Here is a 13298-nt window from a genome sequence, read left to right on the forward strand (position 1 = left end):
CCGTGACAGTCGGCTGTGCCAGGCCAGGGCCCGGTGCCGCTTGTCCCTCCGTGCGAGCAGGGACCACAATGGCCTGGCCACACTGACCAACATCGAAGCGGAGGGGACATGCCCCGCCTGAGCCACACCCTGGACCTGACACCGGTGGACCGGGGGGACGTCGCCCGGGCGGTGTCCGCGGTGCACGAGGTCCTGCGTAGTGCGCGCTTCGACGACACGGGCGAGCTGATCCTGCCCACCGAGCAGGAGTCGGAGCGCCTGGAACGGCGGGCCGAGGAACTGGGGATCGTCCCCGCCGAGGCCGAGCGCGAGGAGAGCGAGCGCCGGAACCAGGCCCGGCTGGCCGACCTCCCGGATCCGGAACAGCCCGCCGGGGCCCCGGGCTGTGACACCGAACGGGAGCTCTGGGAGCAGGACCGCTCGGACGAGGCCGCCGTGCGCGAGGCGACCCTCACGCTGCGGCTGCTCTCCGGGGAACACCTGGTCCCCGGCAGCACCTATCTGGCGACCGAGGTCGACGCCGACGGCGAACCCCTCTTCGCCGAGGGCGGCGAGGGCTGGCTGGGCACCGACCTGACCGTGACCGCCTGGGACGAGTCCGGTGTGTGTTCGGTGGACTTCAGCATGCGCGAGGACGCCGCCTCGGCCGAGGACGGCGCCCCGCCGGTGACCACCGGCAGTGTGGTCCACGACCGCGCGGAGGAGACCCTCACCGTCCACGCCGACATGCGCTTTCCGATGGAGAGCGCGATGGCGCGCTGGGGTTCGAGCCTGCTGCGCGCCCGGATCACCGCACGGGTGGAGCTGCGCGGCTGGTTCGCGGCGGCCGCCGGAGGTGCGACCGCTCCCCCGGTGACCCTGGAGGTGGAGCACAGGCTGGTCCGGGCGCACGGCGAGGTGGTGCCCGCCCCGGGCCCGAACGGGCTCTGGTCGGTCTCCGGCGACCTGAACGTGCGCGGCCGCGGACTGGCCCGGCCGCTGGTGGCGGCGGTCTTCTGGGCGCTGGTGCGCTCCGTCCGCCGGGCCGACAGCGTCTCCGTGGCGGAACACTCCGCGGAGCTCGCCCGAGGCTGGGACGACCTCGCCCGCGCCCTGCCCGAGCTGCCCGGCTTCTTCGGCGAGGTAGCCGAGTCCCTCGCGACGGCCCGGCCGCGCAGCCGCGGCTGACCCTCTCCCCGGGCACCGCCGGTCAGTCGCGGTCAGCGCCCCAGCCGGTGAGGGAGCGCACCCGGAGTTCGGTGAAGCGGGCGCTGTTGCGCTCCGGGGAGAGCAGGCTGCCGATGACCGCGCAGGCGAACCCGACGGGCACCGCGACCAGGGCCGGGTTCTCCATCGGGAAGAACTGGATGTCGATCCAGGCGGGCAGCATGGACAGGTTCTCTCCGGTGACCGGGTCGGTCTTTCCGGACATCACCGGGGAGAACAGCATCAGCAGCAGGGTCGTTGACAGCCCGCCGTAGATCCCCCACTCCACGCCCTTGGTGTTGAAGCGGCGCCAGAACATGGTCAGGACGATGACCGGCAGGTTGGCGGCGGCCGCGATGGCGAAGGCCAGCCCGACCAGGAAGGCGACGTTCTGGGACTGGGCCTGCACGGCCAGGGCGATGGAGATCGCGCCGATCACACAGGCGGAGAAGCGGGCCACGCTCACCTCCTGGGACTCGCGCGGGCGCCCCCACATGAGGATGTGGCCGAACAGGTCGTGCGCGATCGAGGACGACGAGGCCAGGGTGAGGCTGGCGATGACCGCGAGGATGGTGGCCAGGGCCACCGCGGAGATCAGGGCGAGCAGTACCGCGGCGCCCACCGGGCCCGCGGCCAGGCGGCCCAGTTCCTCGGCGAGCATCGGGACGGCGGAGTTGCCCGAGGGGTCCAGGGACATGATGCGTTCGGAGCCCACGATCGCGGCGGCGCCGAACCCCAGGGCGAGGGTCATCAGGTAGAAGGCGCCGACCATGACGATGGTGCGGTTGACCGAGGAGCGGGCCGCGCGGCCGTCGGTCACGGTGTAGAAGCGGATGAGGATGTGCGGCAGGGCCACGGTGCCCAGGACCAGTGCCAGGCCGAGGCTGATCAGGTCCAACTTGTTGAAGAAGGTCTGCGCCGCCTCGCCGGGCACCTCGACGCCGAAGCGCAGACCGGGTTCGAGGAAGGCCTGTCCGTGTCCGCTGGCCTCGGCCGCACCGCTGAGCAGGGCTCGCGGGTCGAAGGAGTACAGGGCCAGCACCATGACGGTGAGCAGGCCGGTGGCGCTGAGCAGCACCACGGCCTTGATGATCTGCAGCCAGGTGGCGGCCTTCATCCCGCCGTACATGACGTAGACGATCATCAGCACGCCCACCAGCACGATGGCGCCGGTGCGGGCCTGGCCCGCGCTCAGCCCCAGGAAGGTGCCGCCGTCGTGCAGTCCGAGCAGGACGGCGACCAGCGCGCCCGCACCCACCATCTGGGCGACCAGGTAGAACACGCACACGGTGACCGTGGAGACGGTGCAGGCCAGACGGACGCGCATCCGGCGCATGCGGAAGGCGGGCAGGTCGGCCATGGTGAAGCGGCCGGTGTTGCGCATCAGCTGGGCCATGGGCAGCACCAGCAGCCAGGCCACCAGGAAGCCGATGGAGTACAGGAATCCGTCGTAGCCCTGGAGGGCGATCATCCCGGCGATGCCGAGGAAGGAGGCGGCGGACAGGTAGTCGCCGGTCAGGGCGAGGCCGTTCTGGGTGCTGGAGAAGCCGCGACCGCCCGCGTAGAAGTCGACGGCGCCCTTGGTGGTGCGCCGGGCGCGGATGGTGATGGCCAGGGTGACCAGGACGAACAGGGCGCACAGGCCGACGGTCCAGGCGTGCGCGACGCCGAACTGACCGCCGAGCGCGCTGCCCAGGTCGGGAGCGGCGGTGTCCAGAAGACGGATGGCGCTGCCCGAATACATGGCACTGCCCGGATCGAGGGTACCGGTGTCCATCAGCCGATCACCCGTCCGTTGATCGTGTCCTCGTCGCGAGCGCGGTCACGGATCTCCTCGGCCAGCGGATCGATGGAGTGGGCGGAGAAACGGCCGAAAGCCCAGGCGAGCACGAAGGTGAGCAGGAACTGTCCGATACCCATGAGCAGGGCGACGTTGACGGAGTCGACGATCTGCACGCTCATGAAATCGCGCGCGTAGGCGGAAAGGAGGAGATAGGACATGTAGCTGATCAGGAAGGCGCCGACCAGCACCCCCGCCTGAAGTGCGAATCTCCTTCGTAGTTTCACAAAACGCGGGTCGACGGACATGCGTTCACAGGCATGCGCCATATCCGCCTCGGCCCGCATGCGGGCCGACCTCCCACCAGCCGGTCGCGGTGATTCCCCCGCGCCGTCACCACGCCTTCTGGACGTGCCTTCCATGTACTCGACCACGGCCATCCCCCCGAACACGGCAAAGTCCCTCCCCGCGCGAGCGGGGCCCTTGTCTGTGGCGCCCAATCCGCTCCCCCACGGACTGCGGCCTTTCACCGGCGCGCGCCGCCAAGGGCGCGTCGGCCGGTTTCCCGGGGCGAGTCGTCACCGTCGCGGGACGCCCCTCTCCCCAGGGTGGGCATCACACTAACGACACTCCGCGCGGCGTGTTCACCAAATACACAAATCGGCTGGCACAAATACGGTGAGCGAGAATGAGAAAAGGGACGAAGGGCATTGCCGAACCACAGCCCGGACCAAATACCCACGCCCGCCCCACCCCGAAGAAGACCGGACGGCGACCGGGATCACAGTGCGCATCCCAAACGGACTGCCTGGTCATCCCAGCCACACGCGCCGCGGGACGGCGCAGCGACCCCTCCGACTTCGCTAGGCTTCGGGGCGACCCCGACCCATCACGGAAACCGGGCTCAACACCCGTTTCCGCGTTCGTACATGTGTATGATTACGGGGTCCGCACAGTTCACGCGATACCGAAGGGAAATCCCCGCCGTGGTCACCGAGGTCTTCACGCGCAAGTACTGCGATCCCCACGCTGTTCGCGAGGAGAAGGTCGAGGCGACTGAGGTCATCCAGTTCGCCTGGGAAGGCGCTGTCCGCGAGGTCGACGCCTGCGAGGAGTGCTTCAAGGAGCACGAGACCCGTTACGAGCCCCTCGTCGACTACTCGCGTCCGGTGAAGAAGCGCCGCGTCACCAAGAAGGCCGCGCCCGCCGCCGAGAAGACCGAGCAGCCCGAGAGTTCCGACTCCGCCGCGGACAGCGAGGACGACTAGGTTCACCTGCGCGGTCCCTCGGGGCCGCGCGAGAACGACCTCATCGCGTCAACCGCGAAGCGGGGGTCGGCGACACCCCCAGTGGCCGCCGACCCCCGCGTTCGTATCCGCCCTCGGCCGGGCCCCTTCAAGCGGGGTCCGACCGGGCGGATGTCCTCGGGAGAATCCGTCACACGGCTCCCCTCGCGCTGGCGCCATCACGCAGGCCCGGTCACGCCGACCCCATCAGGCGCGCGACCTGGCCGCCCTTGCGGCTCTCCTCACCGAGTCCGCCCTGGACCGCCGCGGCGACTGGCAGCCGGGCGTGTACGTACACACCCTCCTGGGTCTGTACCGAAGCCCCCAGGCGGCGCATGATCCGCAGCATCCCAGTGTTGGCGAGCGTGGTCTCGGCCCGCACCTCGGCCAGCCCCCAGTCGCCGGCGATGACCGTGAGCGCGCGGGTCAGGGCGGTGCCCACCCCGCTCCCCTGCCAGGAGTCCTCGACGAGGAAGGCGATCTCGCCCACCCCGGGGTCCAGCGTGTACATCAGGTGACCCAGGGCGATCGGTTCCTCCTGACCCTGCGGGCGCACCGCGATGGTCAGGCCGCGTCCGGCGTCGCAGAACACCCGGAGCATGCGCGGGCCCAGCTCGCTGATCCCCGCGAAGTACCGGTTGCGCAGGGTGTCCGGTGAACAGCGGCGGTGCAGGTCGCTCAGGGCCGGTGCGTCCGTCTCGCGGACCTGGCGCAGGGAGAGCGCCGCGCCGTCCGCGGTGCGGATGACGCGGTCGGTGGGCACCGGGCCGGTGGAGGGCATCACCGAGCGCACCAGTGCGTCGGCGCGGCTCGACTCTGTCCAGGTGAAGGGGTGTGAGGCCCGGCTGACCAGGACCCCGCGCAGGGGTCCGACCGGGACCAGCATCGAGGTGCCCCGGGCCACGTCCTCGGCGTCCTCCGGGGTGAGGTTGGTCCAGCGGGCGTCGTCGGCGAGCAGCAGCTCGGCCAGGGACTCGGGGAGCCGGTTCGGGTGGGAGCGCAGCCGCGCGGTGAGCAGCAGGGCCCGGGTGACGTCGTCGCCGACCTCGCGCCGCCCGGCGGCGACCGCCGTCACGGTACCGGCCGGGCACTGTTCGGTGAGTGCGCGGACGGCCGCGCCGTGGTTTCCGGGGATGTCCACGACGAACTCGTCCACCACCCCGGAGACGTCGGTGTGGATGGCCAGTCCCACGATGTTCCCGCCGTGTTCGGCGAGGGTGCCGACGACCCCCGCGAGGCCGCCGGGGCGGTCCTCGACCGCGGTACGGATACGCCACAGGCTCATGGGCCAAACCTCCTGGTGGAGAAGGTGCTCCCCCCGCCGCGTCACGACGCTGTGGGCGCGGCGGGGGACGCGCACCGACGTGGTTCCACTGTGGTGGCCCGAGGTTTCGCGGAGGTTAGGCCGCGGTTGAGTTCGGTGTGCGGTCCGGGAACGTCGCGTAACACCGGCTGCGTCCCGGAGTCTCTTCTTGTCCGGGAGGGCGCGTGCTCAGGTGCCGTCGCCGCTCCCGGGGCTCAGGACCAGGTCGGGAGGGAGCTGCCCGGAGGCCAGCCGGTGGGCGATGTCGCTGAGCCCGGTGTGCCTGGACCGCGCGTACTGGCGCAGTGCCTGGAAGGCCTGTTCCATGTCGAGCCCTCCTGCGTGGGCGAGCAGCCCCTTGGCCTGTTCGATGGTGACCCGGCTGTTGAGCGCGCCCTGGAGCTGCTCGGTGAGCACCTCGCCGTGGCGGATCGCGCGTTCCTGGAGGATCCCGATGGTGGCGATGTCGGCGAGCGCCCGGGCGACCTGCGCGTCCTCGGCCGAGAGAGCTCCGGCACACTGGTTGAAGAGGTTCAGTGTGCCGATGACGTCGCCGCGCAGACGCAGCGGGACGGCGTGCACGGCCCTGAACCCCTGTTCCAGGGCCTGGGGTGTGAAGACCGCCCAGCGACCCCCGGCCGTGGACAGGTCGGCCTCCGTGACCGTCTCGCCGGTCCGGAAGGACTCGACGCAGGGTCCCTCGTCGGTCTGGAGCTGGAACAGTTCCAGCAGCCGTGTCCGCTCGTTGGAGGAGGCGACCAGTTGTAGGCTGCCCCTCTGGTCGGACAGCATCAGTCCGGCCGCGGAGACGTGCAGGAGGCTGACGCTGTGGGTGGCGAGCTGGTGCAGTACCTCGGGGACGTCGTAGTCGTCGACCAGGGTGTCGGCCAACTGGACAAAAGCGCCCACGAGGTCCGACTCCCGCCGCGTGCCCGAAGGTAGTGAGTCGTTCATGGGCTTTCCTCTGCTTTCGCTCCGGGTTCGGCGCGGTCCTGCTCCGTGCCCTGTCTGATGCCGCGCGCGGTGTCCGCCGCCATGGCGCGTGTCCGTACTCTCACACCCGCTCCTCAGAGTTCGATGTCGGCCGGGAGGATCCGGCCGCAGACCAGGTCGTCGGCGATCTCGTCCACCATGCGCCCGACGGCGAACGCGTGGGCCCGCAGTTTGGCCAGCGCCTGCTCCGCGGTGACGCCCAGCCCGGAGATGAGCATCCCCGTCGCCTGGTGGACCTGGGCGCGCTCCAGCGGCAGGGCCACGACCCACTCCCCCTGGAGTGAGTCCACCCGCAGTGCCAGCAAGGCCAGCGTGGCGATGTCGACGATGCGCAGCGCGATGGTCACCTCCTCGGAGGACAACCATCCCGGCTGACGGCGGTACAGGTCCAGGGCCCCGATCGTGATCGCTCCGCGCTGGAGCGGGAAGGCGAACAGGGCACCGACCGGATAGGCGCCGATCTCGGTGGCGAACACCGGCCAGCGCGTCCCGGGGTCGGCGGCGAGGTCGGGGAGCAGGATCGGTCTGCGCATCGCGTACGCCTGGTAGGAGGGCCCTTCGCCCAGGCTGACCTGTAACCGCTGGATCCGGTCACTCGTCTCGTCCCCTGAGTAGAGCGCCTCCCTCGTTCGGGCACCGGCCACCATCGAGATCGAGGCGCCGTCGACCGGAAGCAGCTGTGTGCACACCCGCCCGACCAGCGCCAGCACTTCCGTTCCGCCGGAACCGCCGCTGATGGACGCGGCGACGGCGACCCACACCCGCTGGAGGAACTCCTCGGGGCTCTGCGGAACACTCACTGGCTACGCACCGCATTCCTCCTCCTGGTAGGTGGAGACGGCCGGAGCCGACAGCAACGGCACTCGGGGAACAGCTGCGAGGAAGGAGCGGAGGCCCGGTGTCTGCTCCTACGAGTCTCGCACGGGCCGCACGGGATCCGGTCAGCTTGTGCGATCTGCGCCACACGTGCTAAGAGTTGAGGGCTCTCCTTCGTCTCCCGTAAGCACCGCGCGGCCCGGGTCAACGGGATCCGCGCACGGGCCCCGGGCACGAAGTGCGGGTGTGCTGCCCCAGAAGACCGGCGGCCGAAAGACATATGTCCGACGGCTCGAGGGGCGACCGCCCATGAAGACTTTCGCGCACCCCAACCCGCCGACAGGTCTCGACGACTTGTTGACGCGCACGGGTTCCGGTGACCAACAGGCGTTCGCGCACCTCTACGATCGCGGCGCGGCGACCGTCCACGGCCTGGTCCTGCGCGTCCTGCGCGATCCCGAGGCGGCCGAGGAGGTCACCCGGGCGGTGTGGATACGGGTGTGGCACCGGTCCGGCCAGTACACCCCGGCCCAGGGTTCGGCGCTGGCCTGGGTGATCGCACTGACGCAGCGCACGGTGGTCGAGCGGCTCCGTTCCTCTCCGAGCGACACCGCTCTCACCCGGATCGATTCCGCGTCCACCGGTCCGGCCGGTGCCGAACCGGATCCGAACGCCTACCTCTCCATCGCCACGCGGCGCCGGGCCGTTCTCCTGGCCTACTACCAGGGGTGCACCTCCGAACAGATCAGCACCGTCCTCGGGGTGCCGCACGAGACCGTGGCGACCATGATCCACTCCGGGCTGATGCACCTGCGGGCGCATCTGCGTATGGCGGACTACCGCGGCCCGGACGTGTCCTCCCTCAACACCGCCATCGACGCGGACCGGTGGTGACGACGGTCGGCGCTGATCCGCCATGCCCCTGACCTGAGCAGGTGGTCTCCCCTACGTGGGGCGCGCGGTGTTTCGCGGGGGCGAGCACCACTCGCCCCGCACTTCTTCGCCCGCTTCTACCCACTCGGCACCGCCCACGGGCACGGGGCGTGTGCGGGCAGCGGCCTCAGCTGAGTTCCAGAGCGGTCAGGCAGGTGGGGTCGTCCTCGCCCGTGGAGACCTGTGCGGTGCCGGACCGGCCTTCGTGCTCGACGGTGACGGTGGCGTCGACGCCTCTAGGCAGCCAGTACCCGACGAACCCGTTGTCGAAGGTGGTGCCGTCCTCCTCCACCAGGACGGTGCCGTCGGAGTCGTCGGTGACGGTCACGGCGACTGCCTCACCGCGCAGCTCCCCCAGGCAGGAGGTGAGACTGTGGAAGAAGCAGTCGTGCGTGTGGTCCACGTACGGCGCCATCGACAGGTAGAAGAGGTCCTCGGGCAGGCCGAGTTCGACCTCCTCCCCTTCCGGCCCGTCGGCGAGGACGAGGACGTCGGAGCGCACGGAGGCGACGAGGCCGGTGGGGCGTTCGTCCACCGGCAGCAGGTCCAGGCGGTCCACGATCTCCTCGGCGGTCAGACCGTCGAGGCCGTGTTCGGCCAGCAGCTCCGCACCCGGACCGGACTCCGGCGCCGCCTCACCCGCTGTCCCGTTGCCCGTCTCGTCCGGGAGAGCGCTCTGCTCCTCTGAGCCGGCGCACGCTGTGAGCACGAGTGCCGCGGCGGCGAGCCCGGCCATTGCCGTGTACCTCATGACTGTTTCCCATCCGATTCTCGGCGTCGACCGGCGCCAGACTACGCCCGGCAGTCGGCGTCCGGCTACGCCCGGAACGGATGCGAACCGAAGACCACCGCGGGAGACGGCCTCGACCCCGGGTCCCGCCGCCCGGGCGGCTAACCGTCTGCGATCCCCTGGGGGGTGACGGACTGGTCGAGGACGAAGTCGAGGTAGGCCGAAGCACCCGCGCCACCGGGCAGTACCCCGGGGGTCGCGTGGACCAGCTGCATGTAACCGAGCCAGGCGGTGAAGGCGAGCAGGGCCTGATGCCGTGACCGCTCGGGTGAGGCGCCCAGTTCCTCGTACAGGGAGGCTACATAGGAGACCCGGCGTTCGGTGATGCGAGCGACGGCGGGTGCCACCAGCGGGTGCGAGGCGGTGGCGAGCAGGGCGACCTCGATCCGGTTCTCCGCTGCGCTGGCGGCCCAGACGGTCACGTCCCTAAACAGCCTCCGAAGCTTGGCGTGAGCGTCCGGTTCGGCTTCCACGTATGCGACCACGGCCTCGGTGTGCTCGCGCTCCCACAGATCCAGCGCCGCCGCGATCAGTGCGTCGCGGTTGGCGAAGTGCCAGTAGAAGCTGCCCTTGGTCGCGCCCAGGCGGGCAGCGATCGGCTCGACAGCGACGGCGCTCAGACCGCCCTCGCTGATCGCTGCCATGGCCGCGCGGGCCCAGTCCTCGGCGGTGAGTCGCTTGCGGGTCTTTTCGTCGGCCATAGCCATACGGTACCGTACGGAAAAGCACCATACGGTACCGTATGGTGAACTCGATGGAGGTCCACGTGGCACTCGTCCGCAACACTCATGAACGGGTCGTTTCCGCGCCCCCCGAGGCATGGGGCGATCTGATGGCCGCACTCGGCGGCGACCGGGACCGGCTGTGGCCGAACCCGGAGTGGATGCCGCTGCGATTGGACCGGCCGCTATCGGTCGGCGCCGACGGCGGGCACGGGCCGATCCGCTACCGGGTGAGCGAGTACGAGCCCGGACGCCGGGTGCGGTTCGAGTTCGGCCAGCGGACGGGGCTCGGGGGCTTCCACGAGTTCACCGTCGAGCCACGCCCCGACGGCTCCTCGATGCTGCGCCACCACATCGAGGCGAGCCCGCGCGGAAGCACACTCCTGATGTGGCCGCTGGTGATCCGCCCGATCCACGACGCCCTGATCGAGGACCTGTTCGACAACGCCGAACACGCCGCGACCGGGCAGCGTCCAACGGCCCGCCGCTGGTCACCGTGGGTACGCCTGCTCCGCCGCGTGGCACGCCCACGAGCCCGGTCCTGTCCGGTACCGGAAGCGGCGCGGCTCGCCCGCACGGCCTTCGAGAAGACGGACCACGCAGGAGCCTTCTCCGTCGGCCTGCGCCCGGGCATCAGCACCGACCCCCGGGAGTGGGCGGACGCGGTCTTCCGCGACCCGCCCCGCTGGGTGCTGTCGCTGCTCCTGCTGCGCGAGGCGCTGGTGGGGTTGGTCGGCATCGAACGCGGGGGCCGGACCGCCTTCGACACGGTCGCGTCCCGCCCCGGCGAGGTACTTCTGGGCACCGACTCCGGTCACCTGGACTTTCGGGCCTCGGTCCTGGTCGAGGAAGATTCCGGCACCGTCACCCTGAGCACGGTGGTGCGCCTGAACAACCGGCGCGGGCGGCTGTACTGGGCGGTGGTCCGCCGCCTGCACCCCTTCGTGGTCCGCGCCATGCTGCGGCGCGCCGCGGACCGGTTGGCCGAACGGGCCCGGACAGCGCGCATCGGCGCCCGGGCTCAGGGCTGACCGGCGACCAGGGCGCCGGGGCATAGGGGCGTAGGGGCGTAGGGGCGCCCCGGGATCAGCCACCGGAGCCGGGGCTGTGGTCGCCCGCCCCGGTCAGGGAACGCGGGTCAGGAGCAGGGGGATCGGACTGGCCTCCAGCATCTTGGAGCTGACACTGCCCAGCACGATCCGGGGCAGACCCACCCGGGCGTGGCTGACCAGTACCGCCAGCGCGCCGGGGCGCTGCGCGAAGAGCTCGATGAGGCTCTCCGCGGGATCCGCCCCGGTGGTCACCGTGGCGCGGGCCGCCAGGCCGTTCTCCTCCAGGCGCACGGCCGCGTCCGAGATCCGTGCGGCTGTGCCGTCGTCCGCACCCCTGCCGAGGACGTGCACGAGTTCCAGCTCCAATTTGAGCTGTCGGGCCCAGCTCTCAGCGGCGGCGAGCGTCACTTCGTCACGGTGACCGCCGTCGCAGCAGACCACGGCGCGCTCATAGAGGCCCTCGGCCTCGCCCGGCAGGTACCGCGGCCCCACCATCACCACCGGCGCCTCGGCGTGGCGCAGCACGTGCTCGGTCACGCTCCCCGCGACCAACCGCGAGAACCGGTCCCGGCTGTGCGTGGCCATGCACACCACGGTGCCCGGATGCTCGGCGACCGCTTCCACGATCACGTCACCGGCCCAGCCCGCGCCCACCACGGCGACCTCGACGTGTTCGTAGAGCAGACCGGCAGCGGTGTCGTCGATGTCCCGAGCCCATGTACCGTGCACGGGCTCGTGCACCGTCATCAGTTCGACCGGCACCTGCAGGGAGCGGGCGATGCGCAGCGCGGGGTCGATCGCCGAGGCGGCCTCAACCGAACCGTCCAGCGGAACGAGCAGCCGACGGATGGCCGACGGCCGCGCCGCCGTACCGTGTCCGCGCCACTTGAGTCCCCTCAGCACCGATAAACTCCCTGTGAACCATCACATACCCGACAACGGGGGACGATGAGCGTTCAACTACCTGCCGACGGTTGGATCCTGGCAGGAGGCACCCTGCTGATAGCGGCCATCCTAGCGGCCGGGTTCGCCAGCCGGATCCGGCTACCGGGTCTGCTGCTCTTCCTCGCACTGGGCATGCTGATCGCCGACGACGGTCTTGGTCTGGTCAGCGTCGAGGACCCCGGCCTGGCCCAGGTCGCGGGCACAGTAGCCCTGCTCATCATCCTGTTCGAGGGTGGCCTGACCACCAAACCGGGCGACATCCGGCGCGCGGCCGCACCAGGGTTCCTGTTGGCCACGTTCGCCGTACTCATCACCGCCGGCCTCGTGGGTTGGGGCACGTACCTGCTGCTCGACGTCGCACCGCTCACCGCCTTCCTGATCGGCGCGGTGGTGGCCTCCACCGACGCCGCGGCCGTCTTCGCGATGCTGCGCCGCGCCCCCTTGCCCCGTCGGCTGGCGTCACTGCTGGAGGTGGAGTCGGGCGGTAACGACCCCATCGCCATCATGCTCACGATCGGGCTCCTGGCCACGTGGCAGGGTGCCCCCACACCCGCTGACTGGACGGTGTTCGCCCTCCTCCAGCTGGGCGGAGGCATCACGGTGGGCGCTCTGGCCGGCCTCGCCGGAAGCTGGCTGCTGACCCGCGTCAACCTGGGGCCCGCCGGGGTCTATCCGGTGCTCGCGCTGGGGGTGGCGGGGCTCTCCTACGGGTCAGCGGCCGTGTTGGGGGCCTCCGGCTTCCTGGCCGTCTACGTCACCGGGCTGATCGTGGGCGCCCGGGCGCCCCTGCACCGCCGCGGTATCCGCAGCTTCCACGAAGGGCTGTCCAACACCGCCGAGGTCGGGCTGTTCCTCATGCTGGGGATGCTGGTCTTCCCCTCCCAACTGCCCTCCGTCGCCGTGCCCGCGCTCGCGGTCTCCTTGGTCCTCATCCTCGTGGCCAGGCCCGTATCCGTCGTCCTGTGCCTGGTGTGGTTCGGCTACGACTGGCGGGAACTGGTCTTCATCAGCTGGGTGGGGCTGCGCGGCGCGGTGCCGATCGTGCTGGCCACCTTCCCGTTCGTGGCCGGCTACCCCGACGGCGCACTCATCTTCAACGTGGTCTTCTTCGTGGTCCTGGTATCGGCCGCGGTGCAGGGGATGAGCATCCAGACGGCGGCGCGCTGGCTCGGGCTGGCCCGGGGTGAGGAGCACACGCTCTCGCCCGTGGCCACGGACGTTCCGCTCAGTGACGTCAACACCGAACTGGTCGAGGTCCGTGCGACTCCGGGTCTGTACATCGTCGGCCGACGGCTGGAGAAGCTGGACCCCCCGCACGGCCTGGTGACCACGATCGTGCGGGGCTCACACGTGCTCCTGCCGACCCCCCGCACCAGAATCAGGGAAGGTGACCTGATCATCGTGGCGATGCCGAGGCGTCCGGACGCGAACAAACTGGTCACCGCATGGGCCAAGGGCGAAACCCACACCTGAGGGTCCGGTAACGCCCCCGC

13 protein-coding genes are annotated in these 13298 nt (G+C 70.6%); 5 read left to right on the forward strand and 8 right to left on the reverse strand.

Annotated features, from left to right (window positions below; translation table 11 throughout):
- The first annotated feature begins 108 nt into the window (after positions 1-108).
- Positions 109-1167 (forward strand): hypothetical protein, encoded by a 1059-nt coding sequence (locus D457_RS0120885; protein WP_017582621.1) that lies wholly within the window; start codon positions 109-111, stop codon positions 1165-1167.
- A 22-nt stretch (positions 1168-1189) separates the two neighbouring features.
- Here D457_RS0120885 and D457_RS0120890 read toward each other — a convergent pair whose 3' ends face one another.
- The gene (locus D457_RS0120890) at positions 1190-2929 is read right to left on the reverse strand and encodes a solute symporter family protein (RefSeq protein WP_051072989.1); all 1740 of its coding nucleotides are present in this window, start codon (positions 2927-2929) and stop codon (positions 1190-1192) included.
- 32 nt (positions 2930-2961) lie between these two features.
- A complete protein-coding gene (locus tag D457_RS0120895) occupies positions 2962-3399 on the reverse strand; it encodes a DUF485 domain-containing protein (protein WP_026116863.1) in 438 nt (145 codons plus the stop codon).
- A 552-nt stretch (positions 3400-3951) separates the two neighbouring features.
- Between D457_RS0120895 and D457_RS0120900 the strand changes: the two genes are divergently transcribed.
- On the forward strand, positions 3952-4233 hold the full coding sequence (locus D457_RS0120900; protein WP_017582624.1) for a hypothetical protein: 282 nt from the start codon (positions 3952-3954) through the stop codon (positions 4231-4233).
- A 211-nt stretch (positions 4234-4444) separates the two neighbouring features.
- Here D457_RS0120900 and D457_RS0120905 read toward each other — a convergent pair whose 3' ends face one another.
- The 3 genes from D457_RS0120905 to D457_RS0120915 all read right to left on the reverse strand — a co-directional run bounded on the left by D457_RS0120905 (position 4445) and on the right by D457_RS0120915 (position 7347).
- Positions 4445-5536, reverse strand: coding sequence for a GNAT family N-acetyltransferase (locus D457_RS0120905; protein ID WP_017582625.1), 1092 nt, complete (start codon positions 5534-5536; stop codon positions 4445-4447).
- A gap of 207 nt (positions 5537-5743) precedes the next feature.
- Positions 5744-6508 (reverse strand): GAF and ANTAR domain-containing protein, encoded by a 765-nt coding sequence (locus D457_RS0120910; RefSeq protein ID WP_017582626.1) that lies wholly within the window; start codon positions 6506-6508, stop codon positions 5744-5746.
- Positions 6509-6621: 113 nt separating this feature from the next.
- Positions 6622-7347 carry a GAF and ANTAR domain-containing protein gene (locus tag D457_RS0120915; RefSeq protein WP_017582627.1) on the reverse strand — a complete coding sequence of 242 codons (726 nt, stop codon included), beginning with the start codon at positions 7345-7347 and terminating at the stop codon, positions 6622-6624.
- Positions 7348-7672: 325 nt separating this feature from the next.
- On the opposite strand from D457_RS0120915, the gene D457_RS0120920 reads away from it, so the two are divergent.
- Complete coding sequence (locus D457_RS0120920; RefSeq protein ID WP_017582628.1) at positions 7673-8257, forward strand: sigma factor; 585 nt, start codon at positions 7673-7675, stop codon at positions 8255-8257.
- 166 nt (positions 8258-8423) lie between these two features.
- On the opposite strand, the gene D457_RS0120925 is transcribed toward D457_RS0120920, so the two are convergent.
- Positions 8424-9047: a CueP family metal-binding protein gene (locus D457_RS0120925; protein WP_026116864.1), complete on the reverse strand. Its 624-nt coding sequence runs from the start codon at positions 9045-9047 to the stop codon at positions 8424-8426.
- 140 nt (positions 9048-9187) lie between these two features.
- Positions 9188-9787, reverse strand: coding sequence for a TetR/AcrR family transcriptional regulator (locus D457_RS0120930; RefSeq protein WP_017582630.1), 600 nt, complete (start codon positions 9785-9787; stop codon positions 9188-9190).
- A 41-nt stretch (positions 9788-9828) separates the two neighbouring features.
- Here D457_RS0120930 and D457_RS0120935 point away from each other — a divergent pair, with 41 nt between their 5' ends.
- Complete coding sequence (locus D457_RS0120935) at positions 9829-10839, forward strand: DUF2867 domain-containing protein (protein WP_017582631.1); 1011 nt, start codon at positions 9829-9831, stop codon at positions 10837-10839.
- A 93-nt stretch (positions 10840-10932) separates the two neighbouring features.
- On the opposite strand, the gene D457_RS0120940 is transcribed toward D457_RS0120935, so the two are convergent.
- On the reverse strand, positions 10933-11763 hold the full coding sequence (locus tag D457_RS0120940; protein ID WP_017582632.1) for a universal stress protein: 831 nt from the start codon (positions 11761-11763) through the stop codon (positions 10933-10935).
- A gap of 45 nt (positions 11764-11808) precedes the next feature.
- Between D457_RS0120940 and D457_RS0120945 the strand changes: the two genes are divergently transcribed.
- On the forward strand, positions 11809-13278 hold the full coding sequence (locus tag D457_RS0120945; RefSeq protein WP_017582633.1) for a potassium/proton antiporter: 1470 nt from the start codon (positions 11809-11811) through the stop codon (positions 13276-13278).
- Positions 13279-13298: the final 20 nt, after the last annotated feature.

It is taken from the genome of Nocardiopsis valliformis DSM 45023, from assembly GCF_000340985.1.
GTDB lineage: Bacteria > Actinomycetota > Actinomycetes > Streptosporangiales > Streptosporangiaceae > Nocardiopsis > Nocardiopsis exhalans.